Raw genomic sequence first — 17,060 nt, forward strand, 5'->3', positions numbered from 1 at the left:
CTTATTGAGAAGTTACGGCGTTTATTCCTTGACGCGATCGTGTTTGTAATCCAATGGTAATTGAGGATAGACGCGCTCCAAATGTTCGTCAACTGCTACCCGATTATCAAAAACAAAACACTGACCTTCCCAGAGGGATTCTTCTTTAGCCATTTTTTCAATGTAATTTAGGATGCCATCATGCAAATGGTACACATTTGGGAAGCCTAAATCTTTTAGATAGGCAGTTGATTTTTCACAGCGTATACCACCAGTACAGAACATGGCAATTTTTTTGTCTTTTTTATCGATTAAATGGGCTTGCACGTACTCAGGGAAATTCCTGAAATTTTCTGTATTTGGATTAATGGCATTTTTGAAGGTGCCTAATTCAAATTCATAATCATTACGGGTATCGATGACGACCACATCAGGGTCTTTAATTAATTCATTCCATTGTTCCGGATCAAGATAAGTTCCTACGGATTTCAAGGGGTCAACACTGCCGATGCCCATGGTCACAATTTCTTTACGAAGTTTTACTTTGGATTTTTCAAAAGGATTTTCTTTATCAAAGGTTTCTTTGAACTTTAAGTCTGCCAAACGTTGGTCTTGATGCATGACTTGATAAAAACGATCCATGTCTTCACGTGTACCCGCAAAGCTGCCGTTAATTCCTTCAGACGCTAATATGATCGTACCTTTGATATGATGTTCGTGCATTTTAGCCAATAACGGTTCGCGCATGTTCTCATAGTCTTCCAAAGAAACAAATTTATAAAATGCGGCAATGACGATTTCTTGCATTGTACTACCTGAAATGTAACTAAAATATCCGGCGAAACATATCATTTACTCACAATTTAATCAATAGGCATGAATAAAATGCACCTCATAAGCGGTTTTTTAGTCATAGCCTCTAGGCGCCGTTTTTTGTGTTGCTGCATAATAAGCATTTATATTTTGCCTGTAATGGCTAAAGCATGCGGCTGATAGTCGTCTTATAAAGCATATTACCAAAACAAGGAATTTCCAGAGGATATTAAATTGACAGGAGTATCTATTGTACTACAATGGCGATTCGCGCGCTAAGCGCCGAGATAAGCGCCGAGATATTTTTGAAAACATAAGTTTTTTCAGGTAATTGCAACAATACCAATTCATATTGGAAGTACTTCAGTCAGGGCGTGTGAGCGCATTTTTCCTAAGTTTATTTTTGAAAATGCTAAGCAGTAAAATTCATTTACTCAGGCTATATTAAGGTGAAAGAGAGTGCTCACTCCAAGTAACATCAAGAGGTATAAAAATTATTTTTTATTGTTTTCAATAACTTTGATATTCGCTATTTGGATTAAAAATGTTGTTTCTTATGCTCCAGTCATACATCCTGAATTTATAGGAACGGCTGACTTTATGACTACGTCATCAACGTCAGAAAAAGCAGATATTTATAAAATATTTAATCTTTCGGTGACGGAGCAAGGATATTACCGTCCTCGTGTTATTTCATTCTTGCTCCAATATATTGACTCTAAATTTCTTTTATTTATGACGAAGGTTTATCCACAATGGGGCGCACGGCTTATTGGTTATTATTTTTCAATCCTGATGATTATCCTGGCCTCATTTTATTTGACAACCGTTTTGTTCCCCAAAAATAATTTTTGGTTCAAATTATTGTTAGCGATGATGCCTCTTACTTGGTTGAATATGCATTGGACTTTGTTAGTAACACTTAGATCCGGTAAGCTATTATGCGTGGCTGGTGTCATTTATATATTCACAATTTTTATTAAAGCTGAAAAGAGGGATTTTAATGTTTTGCATGGTAACACGTTATTATTTTATGTAATTATGTTTAATTTGTTTTGTCTTGTTGATGAACAATGCATCTCTATGCTGTTATTATTTACCTGCTGCTCACTTTTTTATGTTTTGATTGATAAGAACATACATACTTTTGTCTTGTATGGTGGTTGTGCCCTTGCTTTATATTTCGTGCAATACCATACGTTTTTAAAATCTGTTTTTAGTCAATTTACGCCAAATTTTTCGTCTACACATCCACACCATTTGTCGCTTCTTCTGGAGAATTTTACTTGGAATATGGTTTGGAAATCTATAAAAATATATGGATACCTAATTGTAAAGAATTTTTCTTTTTTACTTATTTTTTTTCTATTCGCGCTAATAAAATGTGTGCATAGCAAAAAAAATTATGTCTTACTCAATTCAGGAATGTTTATTGTAGGGGGTATAATATCTGTTGTGGGCCTTGGCTTAATTCATCCACCAATTATTAATCTTCCTGAATTGAAAATTAGTATGTACTTCTTACCTACAATCGCAATTTTTTATTGTTTATTTTTATACCTTTTAAAAGAATCCTCTTACAATAATTATTATCAATTTATTTTGGCTATTTTTATTGCTGGTGTATCATTGAACAATATAACTCAATTTGACAAAATTACTAATGTAATAAAAACAGGTCATCTATCTTCATATATTTCTCTATCCAATATTTTAACTGAGTCAATGACATTTAGGACTGCTTGTGATGAAAAAATAAAAGGATTGGATAACCTCATTCCTGACGTATCAATCCCACATTTTTGTTCTACCTTTGGTCCCAGGCAAACAAAGCGCTCACCTGCGTCTTCTTAATGAAGAAAAGACGCGTCTTTATTATTAACCAATCTCGTTGACAAAAACTAACCAGAGATCATACTGTTATATACCAAAACAAAAAGTTTTGGGATTTGTGAGGGGCTGTCTGTATTACTTATCTACAGATTTATAAGGAGATAATATGGTTGACTACATTCGGATGTTTCGTTGGTTTTTCGTTCTTTTCTTGTGTATCCCCTTGGTTGGCTATACGGCTACTCCCGTAAAAACGATGGTTGTTTTTGGTGATAGCTTGTCGGACACGGGAAACACGACCCATCTGCTTAAAAGTTTACGCCAAGAAGATGATCCCTCCTTTTTAGTAGCCCCTTTTAAAACGTTTGTCTTGAATAAAATGGTCGAATTTGCCGATGAATATTATGTTCCACAAATGGTTCTTGATTCAGGTATGGCGGTTGTTACTGAATTTTTTGATCAAGAACTGGCACCTTATATCGCAAATTTAGTCAGTAAAATTAAATTGGTTCCGGTATTGCCAGGGCAGCCTTATTGGAATTCGCGTTTCTCCAATGGCCGAGTATGGAATGAGTATCTGGCTGAAATGATTTCAATATCTCAAGAGGATATTGATGTGTATTTGAACCGCTCTTTTGGCGGCAGTTGGACGGCTACTTATGATTATCAGTTAACCGTTTGGAATTTAATTCGTCATCCATTGGGCACTATTAAAAACCTGATCGTGGGTAAGTTGGTTCCGCCAAGTCTGGGCTTAGCAGTGCAAGCTTATTTGCTGGAGCATCAAAAGCTGAGTGATGAAACCTTATTTTTTATTTTCTCAGGGAATAATGATTACATCAACGTTTTATACTTTGAAGATAATTACAATACGGCGGTAATGAGCACTTATATTGATAATGTGCTTTCTGGCTTAGGTTCTTCCGTTGCTAAATTAACGAATGCTGGTGCGCGTCGCTTTGTCATTATGGGGCTGCCACATTTGGGCGAAACTCCGCGGATGATAAATACCAGCGATCGTGATGTATTGAACAGGGCAGTTGATATTCATAATGAACGCTTACAAAACCGTATCAAAGAGTGGCAAGCAGTCTACCCTGATGCTAATTTCTTGTATATTGATATGAGTGAGTATTTGGATCGCGCTTTAAAACATCCCGAAAACTATGGGTTTACTAATAGTACTGAGGCGTGCATTGATGTGAAATTGCCGATGTATGATGCGTTCCGCACCTCTCCTTTTGCTAATAACTTTGTGTTACGTTATGCGCAGGTGTTGCTCTATAATGATAAGAATTTTGCCGCCGGGGAGAAGAATTATCATGTATGTGCCGCTCCTGAGCAGTATTTATTCTGGGATGAGATTCATCCAACGACGCGGGGACACAGCCTTATTGCTTATGAAGTCTGTAACGCAATGAAATACCATGGGTATTTGGTAACTTGTCAAAATCCCATTGATTAAATGAGATGACCCAAACAGTGCCCATGTATTGTTTGGGTAAGATCTTTTGGGTGATCTGGTTTTTGGTGCAGGCAGTGCCGCAATAAAGGTTAATCATTATTTTGTGAGAACTATTGCTGTTCTATAATAATCTTTAGTGATTTCTTCATGTTTGTGGCATAATTCGTATCTTTTGTTTATAAAATCGTTCGTTGCGTGATGATGGAAACGAGGAGCATATTATGTGCGGGATTATGGGAGCTGTTTCTGAACGGGATATCAGTAAAATTTTATTGGAAGGTCTGCGTCGCTTGGAATACCGTGGCTATGATTCTGCAGGCATTGCGGTAATTGATGCGCATTCGCATCTGACGCGGGTGCGTATTCAAGGTAAAGTACAGAATTTGGCGGATGCGATGCTTAAAGCTGCAATCGCTGGCAATACCGGTATTGCTCATACACGCTGGGCAACCCATGGTAAACCATCTGAGCAAAATGCTCACCCGCATTTATCGCATGGTGAAATTGCCTTGGTGCATAATGGGATTATTGAAAACCATGATGTCTTACGCCAGGAATTAATTGCCAAGGGCTATGTTTTTACTTCAGAAACTGACAGTGAAGTTGCTGTCCATTTGGTGCATTATTATTACACACAATCCAAAAATTTATTAGCAGCCGTGCAAAGTGCTGCAGCCGATCTGCATGGCGCTTTTGCTTTAGGGGTGATTCATCAGCAACACCCCTCTGAGTTAGTTGCCGTTCGTAAAGGCAGTCCTTTAGTTCTTGGTTTGGGCATAGGCGAAAATTTTATTGCCTCTGATGGACTGGCATTAAAATCATTTGCACAATCAGTGATGTATTTGGAAGAAGGGGACAGTGCCCTTATTACAGCAAAAAAAATATCGGTATATAATGGGGCTAGAGCCCGTGTGCAACGCCCTACTCATTTGTTAAGCAGTGATTCGGAAACGGTCAGTAAAGGACCTTATCGTCACTTTATGCTAAAAGAGATTTTTGAACAATCGCAGGTGCTTGCCGATACGTTTGAGGGACGCGTGAACAGTATTGAAGTGCTTAAAGCGAGTTTTGGCGAGCGTGCATCGAATGTATTTCCGTTAGTGAAACAAATTCATATCGTTGCTTGTGGCACCAGTTATCATGCGGGCATGATTGCTAAATATTGGTTGGAATCTTTGGCTGGCTTACCAACACAAGTAGAGATTGCGAGTGAATATCGCTATCGTGATGTCGTTGTGCCTAAAGACACTTTATTTATCACTGTATCGCAATCAGGTGAAACAGCGGACACACTAGCCGCTTTGCATAAAGCAAAATCACTGAATTATCTAGCCAGTTTAGCTATTTGTAATGTGGCAACGAGCACTTTAGTTCGCGAAGCCGATTGTGTCTTCTTAACTCGAGCCGGTGTTGAAATTGGCGTTGCCTCTACGAAAGCATTTACTACGCAATTAGCAGCATTCTTAATGTTAGCTGTTGCTCTGAGTCATGATGAGCGTGCGCAGGATGTATTGCAACAATTACAAGAATTACCTGCTTGTTGTGAACGAATATTACAAATGAATGAAGAAATTGAAGACTTGGCTACATTATTTGTTAATAAGGCTAATGCTTTATTTCTTGGGCGCGGTGTGCAATATCCTGTCGCTTTAGAAGGAGCCTTAAAGCTTAAGGAAATTTCTTATATTCATGCAGAAGCTTATCCTTCAGGTGAGTTAAAGCACGGTCCACTGGCTTTAGTTGATGAAAACATGCCTGTGATTGCAGTGGCACCTAATGATGAGTTATTAGATAAATTAAAATCTAATTTACATGAAGTAAGTGCACGTGGTGGTCAACTATTTGTCTTTGCGGATGATGCTCAGACATGGAATACAAAGGGTGCTCGTTTGATTAAGGTTCCTGCTTGTGGTTCCTGGATTGCACCTATAGTTTATACAATTCCTTTGCAGTTATTAGCTTATCATGTTGCGGTTGCTAAAGGTACTGACGTGGATCAACCACGCAACCTTGCCAAATCAGTAACTGTTGAGTAATAATGTGGCGATTTTTTATCATGTTTTTCGGGGAAGTAAATGACTCAAGAGATGTTGACGTCAGCAACGATTATTGCGCACGAACTTAAAATTAAAGTAGCGCAGGCAGAAACCACTATTCGTTTGTTGGATGAGGGAGCAACAGTGCCTTTTATTGCGCGCTATCGTAAAGAGGCTACTGAAGGATTAGATGATGTGCAATTACGTTTTCTTGCAGAACGTTTGCTTTATTTACGTGAGTTGGATGAGCGCCGTGCAGTGGTGTTGCAATCCATTTGTGAACAAGAAAAATTAACTCCAGAACTGGAAAAAAGTATTCTTGCTGCGGACACCAAAACTCGTCTTGAAGATTTATATTTACCCTTTAGACCGAAACGTCGTACTAAAGCGCAAATTGCGGTGGAAGCAGGATTAGAGCCGCTTGCACAAGCGATTTGGCAGGATCCTACTTTGGATCCTGATGTGTATGCGCTACAGTTTATTAATGCGGAGATGGGCATTGACGATGCAAAGGCGGCATTAGATGGTGCGCGTCACATCTTAATGGAGCATTTTGCTGAAGATGCGGATCTAATTAATGAATTACGTGAGTACTTATGGCAGCATGCTGTAGTCAAATCAGTAGGCAGTTCTAAGAAAAAAGAGACAGTAAATAAATTCTCTGATTATTTCGATTACTCTGAGGCGATTAAAAAAATCCCTTCACATCGTGCTTTAGCCTTATTCCGTGGTCGTCGTGAAAGTGTGTTGCAGGTTAGTTTGACACTGCAAGAACATGATTTATCTTATGGTGAAGATAAATTGGCAGCCCATTTTAACATTACAGATAAACAAAGAGCGGCCGATGCGTGGTTACTTGAGACGGTACGCCTCACCTGGAAAATTAAATTATTTACTAAGCTTGAGTTGGAATTATTGACTCGTTTACGTGAAAGCGCCGATGAAGAAGCAATTAAAGTATTTTCGCGCAACCTGCGTGATTTATTACTTGCCGCTCCTGCAGGTCCACAAATCACAATTGGCCTTGATCCGGGCATTAGAACTGGGGTTAAAGTGGTGGTGGTTGATTCCACTGGAAAGCTTTTGGATTTCAGCATCATTTACCCTTTTGCACCACAAAATGAATGGCATCAATCCATTACTGATTTAGCAAAATTGGCCGCAAAATATCAAGTGAACCTGCTCAGTATTGGCAATGGCACGGGCTCGCGTGAAACCGAGCGTTTGGTTGCTGATTTAATCAAAATGTACCCTGATCTAAAACTGACCAAAGTTATTGTGAGTGAAGCTGGGGCATCTGTTTATTCTGCTTCAGAAATTGCAGCCCAGGAATTTCCTGATTTAGACGTGACCTTAAGAGGCGCTGTTTCTATTGCGCGTCGCCTGCAAGATCCCTTGGCTGAATTAGTGAAAATAGAAGCCAAATCAATTGGTGTGGGGCAATACCAGCATGATGTGAATCAAACGCGTCTAGCACGCTGCCTTGATGGTGTTGTTGAAGATTGCGTGAATGCGGTAGGTGTTGATATCAATATGGCCTCAGCGGCGCTGTTGTCGCATATTTCGGGCCTTAACGATACCCTGGCGAAAAATATCGTCCAGTACCGTGATGAACATGGCGCATTCAGTAATCGCATGCAATTAAAGAATGTTCACCGTATGGGTGAAAAAGCATTCCAGCAAGCAGCAGGATTCTTGCGCATTATGAATGGTGATAATCCGTTGGATGCTTCGTGCGTTCATCCTGAAGCTTACCCTTTAGTTGAAAAGATCAGTACTGAGAAAAATGTTGCTATCTTAGAGCTTATTGGCAATAAGGATGTATTGCACAGTGTTAATGCAAGCCACTTTGTCGATGATCAATATGGTCTGCCTACGATTAGAGACGTGTTGCGTGAATTGGAAAAACCAGGTCGCGATCCGCGTCCTGAGTTTAAAACGGCGCAATTTAAAGAAGGTGTTGAAGACATCAATCATTTACATGAAGGCATGATTCTTGAGGGGGTCGTAAGCAACGTTACTAATTTCGGGGCTTTCGTTGACATTGGTGTACATCAGGATGGTTTAGTACATATTTCTGCAATGACCAATAAGTTCATTACTGATCCCCGTACGGTTGTTAAAGCCGGCGATATCGTTACGGTGAAAGTCGTTGAGGTGGACAAAGAACGTAAACGTATTGGTTTGAGCATGAAGTTAGACGACAGTGCTTCTGCACCACTAGTTAAGAAAAAAGCAAAAGCGGCTGATGCGAAAAAGCCAGAAGTTAAACGCACAGAACATAAGAAAAAACCTGAGTTGGCTAAAAAAGCGGAACCGGTTAAGAAGACTGTATTTAATACCGCAATGGCCGATGCTTTAGCTAAGTTAAAACGTAATTAAAGGAAAATCCCCTCTCCTGGCAATGGGAGAGGGCTAGGAGGAATAATGACTAATTCTCCAAAAGGTGAGTTGACTATCCAAACGCTGGCAATGCCGGCAAATACGAATGCAAACGGCGATATTTTTGGTGGTTGGATTGTCTCACACATGGATTTAGCCGCCGGTGTTTTAGCAAAAAAAGTAGCTTTAGGGCGCGTGGCAACGGTTGCGATTCATTCAATGGCTTTTTTAAAGCCCGTGCATGTGGGTGATTTAATCAGTTGTTATGTAACCTTAATCAAACAGGGTAATACCTCGATGACAATGAGTGTTGAAGTATGGGCTCTTCCTGCAACACAAAGCGATCCTTATCAAGTGACTGAAGGTGTTTTCATTTTTGTCGCAATTGATGATGACGGTAGGCCAAGACAGGTACCTAAAAAAATATGACCAATGATTCGGTAGAGCTACAACGTTTACTTTCTGAGATGGCCACTTTAATTGAACAAAAGGCGGATCCAGAACCTCAGTTATATACTTTATTTTTTCAACAGCCAGAACTTGCATTCCAGTTAATTGAGATTATTTCTAAGTTAGAAGAACAGCTTGATGAAGGGCTCTCTGCTTATTCTGCCTGTGTTTTTGCGCTTGATATCTGTGTCGCCCAACTTCAGGGTGCTGCCGATGCAAGTAACAAAATAAGTGCCAAAACACTAAATCAATTGATGAATCATTTGGCTGAAATCATTAATACACAAGAGCATAGCCTAAGTTTTTGGTTGCCCGTATTAAATTCATTCTATGAAGCCCATGTTGAGTTAACTGACGATTTAAAAAATGCTTATTTTGATTTGGCCAGCCAGGAAGAGGATTTGACTCCTGATGATGGTGAGTTATCCCATTTGGATGCAATTCGTGATTTGATCCATGAATTATCGGATCTTTCTGTTTTTGAAATCGCGGAAAATTTTTTCGCGCAAAGTTATGCCATGCCCGCTGATTTTTTTGCTGATTTGATTTTGGATTTGTACAGTATTGAAGAGGGCGCGGACATTGGTTTATTTACTTTGTTACATCCCAAAGCCGATGTGCGCGAAGTGGCGATAACCACATTGGGACTTATTATCAATAAAGTTTCTTTTTCCTCTATTTCGCTGTCGCGCCTACAGACCATTATGAGCTGGTATCCAGAAAGTTACCATGCCTTGTTTAATAGTTGGATCAAGATTCAACGCAAAAAAGGTGTGGTGTTTGCTCCTGAATCTGAAGGTGCAAAGGCTAGCATCAAAGCGACGGAAGTTGATGGTACGGGTTCACAAGGTATTTTCATCCATGCCCGTAAAAATCGCAAACACAGACTCTGTGGTTTACTACTAAAATATGACTTAGGCCTTAAGGATGCCTGGATAACTCCGGCTATTTCCGCCAAAGAAGTAGTGGATTATTATAAGCAAGCCTTTGATGAAAATGTGACTTTACGTGATGTGGATTTAGATTATTTCATCATGATGGTCGAGCATTTCCTGGCGATAACCGTTGAACAAAATGAAATTCCGCACGTGCATTTCTTAGAGATCCAGGAATTATTAGGCATCCGTTTGCGCCCCAATAAATTAGATTTAGAACATCTTTTTGCACAGTTTAGCGTACAAATTACACCTTTTACCCAAGAGGTAATTTCTGCGTCATTGCAACGTTCAAAATCCTGGCTAAAAAGCAAATCATTCACTGAATCTTGGTATTTGGAAAATGCCTTAATTGATAAAATTGTCAACCACAATAGCAGCTTTGTTGATGGCATTAGAGTGTGTCGCTTAGAAGAGGCTATGGATGCTGTATTTGCTGATGAGATGGAACTGCATCGCGATAAATGGCAATTTCATTTTCTCTGGATTGCCTTATGGATGAAAGCCAAAGCACGCCTGAATGAAAAAATATGGCGTGATAGTTTTCTTATTGCCTATACCATTCATGAGGGTACAGCACTGAAAGATATTCCTGTGCTGCAAGAAATTTGTCGTCAGACGGTCATTAATAGTGTGGAAACAATGCAGGAGCGCAGGACGCATTTGAGTCAAGAATAGCTAGGACTCTCATTGCCATTAAGTTAAGCATTTTATGCTGCAAATCCTCCAGAAGATGTTGTCCCTGCATAGGCGTTAAGGTAAGGAAAAAAAGCCCATAAATGCCATCCAGACTCGTCCGGGCTGAGGATAGACAAGGTTAATCTTCTTAAGTTAACGACTATGTGCGAATGACAGATTTCCCTAACTTAATGGCAGAAAGGGGACTCTTAATCTTTATATGGATTCTATATGTTGCAAACTAAGTCAAAAGAATACTTCAATTATGTCGATGGATTAAGAGCTTTTGCTGTAGTCGTCGTCTTATTATTTCATCTTAATGTTCCTGCTATTACAGGTGGCTTTGTTGGCGTGGATGTTTTTTTTGTGATCAGTGGTTTTTTAATTACCCGTTTAATCGTTAAGGAAATGGCGCAAACGGGGACGTTTAATTTTATTAATTTTTATTGCCGACGGATTAAAAGAATCTTTCCTGCTCTCTTTTTTGTTTTGTTGTGCACACTAATCGCCGGTCTTATTTTATTTGCGCCGAGTCACTTACGTGCGCTGGGGCGTTCTATGGCTACTGCTGCTCTTTCTTTATCCAATTGTTTGTTTTGGCTAGAAAGTGGTTATTTTAATGCAACAGCTACCTATAAGCCGTTATTGCATACCTGGTCTTTAGGTGTTGAAGAACAATTTTATTTCATTTGGCCCTTCATTTTATATTTAGTAGCACGCAAAGGGTACCCAAAATGGCTGCCGCTTACCATTGGCATGCTCGGTTTACTTAGTCTTAGCCTAAATCTTGCGTTTCAGAAAAACCACCTTACGGCGCTGTATTATCTGATGCCTTTTCGCTTTTTTGAGTTTTGTATTGGTGCCTTAATGGTTTGGCTAATCAAATTCAGGCCCAAATGGAACGTGGTGACGGAACTGTTTTGCCTCTTAGGTTTTGGCATGATGCTCTTCTCTGTTTTGATCTTTAGTAAGGATACGGTTTTTCCTTCTTATAATGCCTTAATTCCAACATTAGGCGCGGCGTTGGTTATTTATGCCGGTAGCGCAAACTATGCCGGTTGGTTTTTTTCCAACCGGATGTCTGTGGCCCTTGGCTTAATCAGTTACTCCTTGTATCTGGTGCATTGGCCCATCATCGTGTTTTATTCTTACTTTACTTCAGCCGAAATCACCTCACTGAGCGCCCAGTGCCTGGTAATACTTTGCTCGATCCTGGCGGCAATGTTTACCTACTATTGCATTGAACAACCATTTCGGCACACCACTGCTAAAGATAAAAAAGCGCAACAGGCACTGATTTACAAATGGATTCCTGGTCTTGCGGCAACCGCCTGCTGTGGTCTTGCCTTGTACATGAGTAACGGCTTACAGTGGCGCATTCCCTCACTTAAGGGCGCGCAATTTAGTCAAGGACAAATTGCTTTAGACTATCATAAGGCGCATTTTGGTGGCCAAGGTTTTGCCTACCCATTTGGTTGGACCCATAAAACAAAACAGGATATTCCTGATATTGTCTTACTTGGCGACAGTCATGCACAAATGCTGCAGTATGGTTTGGCGCAGGAAATAGCCAAACCTTACCATAAGTCGATTTACATGGCGGGCTCTAGTTGTTTGATTTTACCGGGCTTATCGCGCACGACTCCTGGTGATGATTGGAATCGTATTTGTCCGAATGTATTAAAGCAAGCGTTGACCCAATTAAATAAAAAACCTGATTCAATCCTGATTTTGTCGCAATATTGGTTCTTCCAAATTTTAATGGCCAGTGATTTAAACAGTGCGCAACCATGGCATATTGATTTGAACAGCATTAAAAAACACAACTATCAACCCTTGTTGCGTAAATTGGACAAACTACGGCGATTAATTGGTAATCGGACGTTAATTATTATCGGCGATGTCCCGGGGGCCGGTGTTAAAGATCCATTTGCTTGTTTAACTCGCCCTACTCTAAGCAAAGAACGCTGCATCAATAAAATTGATACGGCGGCTCAAGCAAATGTTAAAGCTATTAATATTAACAAAATACTCAAGTACTTCGCACAAAATGCGCCGCATACTTATTTCTTTGATCCATACTCAGTTTTTTGTACGCCGACGATTTGTCACTCTTTAAGCGCTCAAGGCGAGCCTTATTACAGCGATGATAACCATTTATCCGAGATAGGCTCTAAGTATTTAATTGCCCAGTTAAGACCGCAATTGCTGCCCTTAATTCGTCAGAAAATCATCTGAAGCCAATCTTTGTTTAGTTAACATTTACTATGTAGGTTGGGCTTTGGCCCAACAGCCGTGTTATGTTCCTGTATAGTCCTATTGTTGAACTACAAATCAATTTACATAGAATGTGTTATTTTAGCCGTCTTTTCATAAAAAAATGCGTAAAACCACCACCCAGCAATGATTCTCTCTTATTTCTTCTGTGCTATGATAATTGCTGTTTAACGTTGAACGCGCATTTAAACCGCGCAGGAGCATGAATGTTTACTGGAATTATAGAGACCACAGGTGAAGTACTCAGTAACCAGAATCAGGATGGTGCTAATCGCCTGATTGTTTCAGCCGATTTTGCGCAGTTGCAAGTCGGCGAAAGTATCTCTGTGAATGGTGTGTGTTTAACCCTCCTTCCGTCAATTCCGAATCAATTAAGTTTTGATGTTTCTCCCGAAACCCTGCGTTGCACCACATTGGCAAATTTGACTCTTGGAAATGCGGTGAATCTGGAGCGGGCGATGCTCGCCTCAACACGGTTTGGTGGTCATTATGTCAGTGGACACGTCGATGCGATTGCGCAAATTCATGATATCAAAAACATTAATGAATATTTTGAATTTGAGTTGAGTGGATTTGATGCTAATGCTATGTTGTATTTAATCCCTAAAGGGAGTGTTACTGTAGAGGGGGTAAGTCTGACGATTAACGCAGTTGCAAATCAACGGATTAAATTAATGCTGGTTCCTCATACCTTAGCACAAACAACACTGGGTTTATTGACCGTAGGGCAATGGGTTAATATAGAATTTGATTATTTGACTCGCATTGTGGCACATCAGTTGGAAATTGCTGGTAAATTGGGGATGAGCGAATGAAAGTTTTAGTAACCGGGGCAGCTGGTTTTATTGGTTTTCATGTAGCACAGAAATTATGCGCCCGTGGAGATGAAGTTGTTGGTATCGATAATCTTAATGATTACTATGAGGTAAGTCTTAAACAAGCGCGGTTACAAAAATTAGCTCATTTTAGCAATTTTAAATTTATTCGCCTCGAATTAGCGGATCGTGAGTGCATCGCGCAATTATTTACAGAGCACGGTTTTCAACGTGTCATTCATCTTGGCGCTCAGGCAGGAGTTCGTTATTCACTGGAAAACCCTCATGCTTATGTTGACAGCAATCTGGTTGGTTTTGTTAATATTCTTGAAGGCTGTCGCCATCATCGTATCGAACATTTATCTTATGCTTCTTCAAGTTCAGTTTACGGTGCGAATAAGACCATGCCATTTTCGGTACATGATAATGTGGATCATCCTTTGAGTTTGTATGCGGCAACTAAAAAAGCCAATGAGTTAATGGCACACACCTACAGTCATTTATATCAATTACCCACTACAGGATTACGTTTCTTTACGGTTTATGGACCGTGGGGACGCCCAGATATGGCCATTTTTAATTTTACGCATAAGATTCTTAGTGGAGAGCCTATTGACGTCTTTAATTTTGGTAATCACCGTCGCGATTTTACCTATATCGATGACATTGTTGAAGGAATATTGCGTGTGCATGACCATGTTGCCGCACCTAATTTAGAATGGTCCGGTGAATCCCCGGATCCGGGTACTAGTGCAGCACCATGGCGTGTTTATAACATTGGTAACAGTAGTCCTGTGCAATTACTCCATTATATTGAAGTATTGGAAGAATGCCTTGGTAAAAAGGCGCAGATGAATTTATTACCGATGCAGCCAGGGGATGTGCCTGATACCTATGCTGATGTTGAAGCCCTTAAACAGGATGTAGGTTATAAACCCGGAACACCTATTGAAGTGGGCGTGAGGCATTTTGTGGATTGGTACCGGGATTATTATGCAGTATCTAAATCTTCGCATGTAAGCCAACAGGTTAGCTCATAATTAATTACATAAGCATTAAAAATTATAAATAGCAATGGGGATTTGATGTTAACATCGGTTGATGAAAGAAAGCTTGCACTAATCGGTTTAGGATACGTAGGCCTGCCTTTAGCAGTTGAATTTAGCAAGGTGCGCTCAGTAATGGGCTTTGACATAAATGTGAACCGAATTACTGAATTAAAAAATGGCAATGACAGTACCTTGGAAGTAAGCCTGACGGAATTGCGTGAAGCGAACCATTTATATTTAACAGCAGATCCACACGATATTGCTTTTTGCGACACTTACATCATTACTGTACCTACACCTATTGATGAATACAAACAGCCTGATTTTTCGCCATTAATTAAAGCCAGTAAGCTGGTTGGCAGTATCTTGCAGCCAGGGAATATTGTTATTTATGAGTCTACTGTTTATCCTGGAGCGGTTGAGGAAATCTGTGTTCCTGTTCTTGCACGGGTGTCTGGCCTGAAGTTTAATCAGGATTTTTTTGCTGGTTATAGCCCTGAGCGGGTTAATCCTGGTGATAAACAGCATCGTGTCACGTCAATTAAGAAAGTCACTTCGGGTTCAACTCCTGAAGTAGCGGATATTGTCGATGACTTGTACAAGCAAATTATTGTTGCAGGAACGCATAAAGTCGACAGCATTAAAGTCGCCGAGGCGGCGAAAGTTATTGAAAATACTCAGCGTGATTTGAATATTGCCTTGATTAATGAATTGGCCATTATTTTTAACAAATTAGGAATAGATACTGAAGCCGTATTAAAGGCTGCGGAAACAAAATGGAATTTTTTACCATTTCGCCCTGGATTGGTCGGTGGCCATTGTATTGGTGTAGACCCTTATTATTTGACGCATAAAGCGCAAGCTATAGGTTATCACCCAGAGATTATTCTTGCTGGGCGTCGCTTAAACGATGCTATGGGCTCATATGTGGTGTCGCAACTGATTAAAGCAATGATTAAAGAGCGTATCCATGTCCAAGGCTCTAGAGTCTTGGTTATGGGCTTAACCTTTAAAGAAAACTGTCCTGATATTCGCAATACGCGGGTCATTGATATTATTAATGAATTAAAAGAATATAATGTTTCTGTTGATGTTTGCGATCCTTGGGCTGCACCGGCGGATGTAGAACAAGAATATGGACTTGATTTGGTTGAGTATCCCGCCAAACAATCTTATGATGGTATTGTGATGGCTGTTGCACATCAACAATTTAAACAAATGGGAATTGAAATGATTCGTTCATATGGTAAAGCAGAACACGTGCTTTACGATTTGAAGTATCTATTTTCTGCTGAAGCCAGCGATTTGCGTTTATAGGAGCATAATGAGCGCTCGACGTTTGTTGTTCATAATTAATGATGCCGCATTTTTTATCTCTCATCGTTTGCCTTTGGCCGTTGCTGCCCGGGAAAATGGTTTTGAGGTGCATGTCGCTACTCCTGAAGCAACGGCTTGCGTAAAAATTAAAAATGCAGGCTTTGTTTTTCATGCCATCCCTTTATCACGCAGTGGTAAAAATCCGTTTAAGGAACTAAAAAGCTTAGCAGCTATATACGCGCTAATACGCAAGGTGAAGCCGGACTTAGTCCATTTGGTGACGATTAAGCCGATTATTTATGGTGGTTTAATGGCTCGCCTACTTAAAATTCCTGCGGTTGTTGCGGCAGTTTCTGGTTTGGGTTATGTGTTCACTTCGGAGACGCCTAGTGCCAAATTTCTTCGCGCCGGGGTTAGTCAACTGTATCGACTGGCTTTAGGGCATGCCCATTTGAAAGTTATTTTTCAAAACCCAGATGATCGTCACTTATTCTTGCAAAACAATGCCTGTTTACCGATACAAACCGTATTAATTCGTGGCTCTGGTGTTGATTTGCTCGCTTATAACGCATTACCCGAGCCAACCAATAAAATGGTTGTGGTGATGATTTCGCGTTTATTAAAAGATAAAGGGGTTTTGGAATATGTTGCTGCGGCAAAACAGCTTAAAGTGGCTGGCATTCAAGCTCAGTTTTTATTAGTTGGTGATGCTGATGAAGGAAACCCGGCATGTATTGATTGCTCTTTATTAGGGCAATGGCAACAGGAAGGAGATGTTACGCTGCTTGGTTTTCGTGAGGATATTGCCCAGTTAATCGAACAAGCTAATCTGGTGGTCTTACCTTCTTATCGCGAAGGCCTACCTAAAATATTAGTTGAAGCCGCGGCCTGTGGACGTGCGGTAATTACTACGGATGTTCCTGGTTGTCGTGATGCCATTGAACCCAATCAAACTGGTTTATTAGTGCCGGTGCGCGATCCCAATGCGTTGGCTGTCGCGATGAAGCAATTAATTGAAGATGCTGACTATC

12 protein-coding genes are annotated in these 17,060 nt (G+C 40.2%); 11 read left to right on the forward strand and 1 reads right to left on the reverse strand.

Going from position 1 to position 17,060, the window contains the following annotated elements; translation table 11 throughout:
• Window positions 1–21 precede the first annotated feature (21 nt).
• Window positions 22–786 (reverse strand): oxygen-dependent tRNA uridine(34) hydroxylase TrhO, encoded by a 765-nt coding sequence (gene trhO / locus LDG_RS16315; RefSeq protein WP_006872556.1) that lies wholly within the window; start codon window positions 784–786, stop codon window positions 22–24.
• A gap of 465 nt (window positions 787–1,251) precedes the next feature.
• Between trhO and LDG_RS16320 the strand changes: the two genes are divergently transcribed.
• The 11 genes from LDG_RS16320 to LDG_RS16370 form a co-directional block, all read left to right on the forward strand.
• Window positions 1,252–2,646: a hypothetical protein gene (locus LDG_RS16320; RefSeq protein ID WP_006872557.1), complete on the forward strand. Its 1,395-nt coding sequence runs from the start codon at window positions 1,252–1,254 to the stop codon at window positions 2,644–2,646.
• Window positions 2,647–2,791: 145 nt separating this feature from the next.
• On the forward strand, window positions 2,792–4,090 hold the full coding sequence (gene plaC / locus LDG_RS16325; protein ID WP_006872558.1) for a lysophospholipase/glycerophospholipid:cholesterol acyltransferase PlaC: 1,299 nt from the start codon (window positions 2,792–2,794) through the stop codon (window positions 4,088–4,090).
• Window positions 4,091–4,311: 221 nt separating this feature from the next.
• Complete coding sequence (gene glmS / locus LDG_RS16330; RefSeq protein ID WP_006872559.1) at window positions 4,312–6,126, forward strand: glutamine--fructose-6-phosphate transaminase (isomerizing); 1,815 nt, start codon at window positions 4,312–4,314, stop codon at window positions 6,124–6,126.
• A gap of 39 nt (window positions 6,127–6,165) precedes the next feature.
• Entirely contained in the window at window positions 6,166–8,508 is a 2,343-nt protein-coding gene (locus LDG_RS16335; protein ID WP_006872560.1) for a Tex family protein, read from the forward strand.
• Between the two features lie 45 nt (window positions 8,509–8,553).
• The gene (locus LDG_RS16340) at window positions 8,554–8,937 is read left to right on the forward strand and encodes an acyl-CoA thioesterase (protein WP_006872561.1); all 384 of its coding nucleotides are present in this window, start codon (window positions 8,554–8,556) and stop codon (window positions 8,935–8,937) included.
• Window positions 8,934–10,571: a hypothetical protein gene (locus LDG_RS16345; protein ID WP_006872562.1), complete on the forward strand. Its 1,638-nt coding sequence runs from the start codon at window positions 8,934–8,936 to the stop codon at window positions 10,569–10,571. The genes LDG_RS16340 and LDG_RS16345 overlap by 4 nt, the downstream gene beginning before the upstream one ends.
• Before the next feature lie 231 nt (window positions 10,572–10,802).
• Complete coding sequence (locus tag LDG_RS18720; protein ID WP_006872563.1) at window positions 10,803–12,809, forward strand: acyltransferase family protein; 2,007 nt, start codon at window positions 10,803–10,805, stop codon at window positions 12,807–12,809.
• A 245-nt stretch (window positions 12,810–13,054) separates the two neighbouring features.
• Window positions 13,055–13,663 (forward strand): riboflavin synthase, encoded by a 609-nt coding sequence (gene ribE / locus LDG_RS16355; protein ID WP_006872564.1) that lies wholly within the window; start codon window positions 13,055–13,057, stop codon window positions 13,661–13,663.
• Window positions 13,660–14,703: an NAD-dependent epimerase gene (locus tag LDG_RS16360; protein WP_006872565.1), complete on the forward strand. Its 1,044-nt coding sequence runs from the start codon at window positions 13,660–13,662 to the stop codon at window positions 14,701–14,703. Before ribE ends, LDG_RS16360 begins: the two co-directional genes overlap by 4 nt.
• Window positions 14,704–14,748: 45 nt before the next feature.
• Window positions 14,749–16,029, forward strand: coding sequence for a Vi polysaccharide biosynthesis UDP-N-acetylglucosamine C-6 dehydrogenase TviB (gene tviB / locus LDG_RS16365; protein WP_040536359.1), 1,281 nt, complete (start codon window positions 14,749–14,751; stop codon window positions 16,027–16,029).
• A 7-nt stretch (window positions 16,030–16,036) separates the two neighbouring features.
• Window positions 16,037–17,060, forward strand: a 1,024-nt coding sequence (locus LDG_RS16370; protein WP_050805591.1) for a glycosyltransferase family 4 protein, incomplete at its 3' end; no start/stop codon positions are given.

The organism is Legionella drancourtii LLAP12, assembly GCF_000162755.2.
GTDB lineage: Bacteria > Pseudomonadota > Gammaproteobacteria > Legionellales > Legionellaceae > Legionella > Legionella drancourtii.

Bases quoted from the DNA above. Each gene is read 5' to 3' on its own strand.
- trhO (WP_006872556.1), bottom strand. From the start codon at position 786: ATGCAAGAAATCGTCATTGCCGCATTTTATAAATTTGTTTCTTTGGAA.
- plaC (WP_006872558.1), top strand. From the start codon at position 2,792: ATGGTTGACTACATTCGGATGTTTCGTTGGTTTTTCGTTCTTTTCTTG.
- glmS (WP_006872559.1), top strand. From the start codon at position 4,312: ATGTGCGGGATTATGGGAGCTGTTTCTGAACGGGATATCAGTAAAATT.
- LDG_RS16335 (WP_006872560.1), top strand. From the start codon at position 6,166: ATGACTCAAGAGATGTTGACGTCAGCAACGATTATTGCGCACGAACTT.
- LDG_RS16340 (WP_006872561.1), top strand. From the start codon at position 8,554: ATGACTAATTCTCCAAAAGGTGAGTTGACTATCCAAACGCTGGCAATG.
- LDG_RS16345 (WP_006872562.1), top strand. From the start codon at position 8,934: ATGACCAATGATTCGGTAGAGCTACAACGTTTACTTTCTGAGATGGCC.
- LDG_RS18720 (WP_006872563.1), top strand. From the start codon at position 10,803: ATGTTGCAAACTAAGTCAAAAGAATACTTCAATTATGTCGATGGATTA.
- ribE (WP_006872564.1), top strand. From the start codon at position 13,055: ATGTTTACTGGAATTATAGAGACCACAGGTGAAGTACTCAGTAACCAG.
- LDG_RS16360 (WP_006872565.1), top strand. From the start codon at position 13,660: ATGAAAGTTTTAGTAACCGGGGCAGCTGGTTTTATTGGTTTTCATGTA.
- tviB (WP_040536359.1), top strand. From the start codon at position 14,749: ATGTTAACATCGGTTGATGAAAGAAAGCTTGCACTAATCGGTTTAGGA.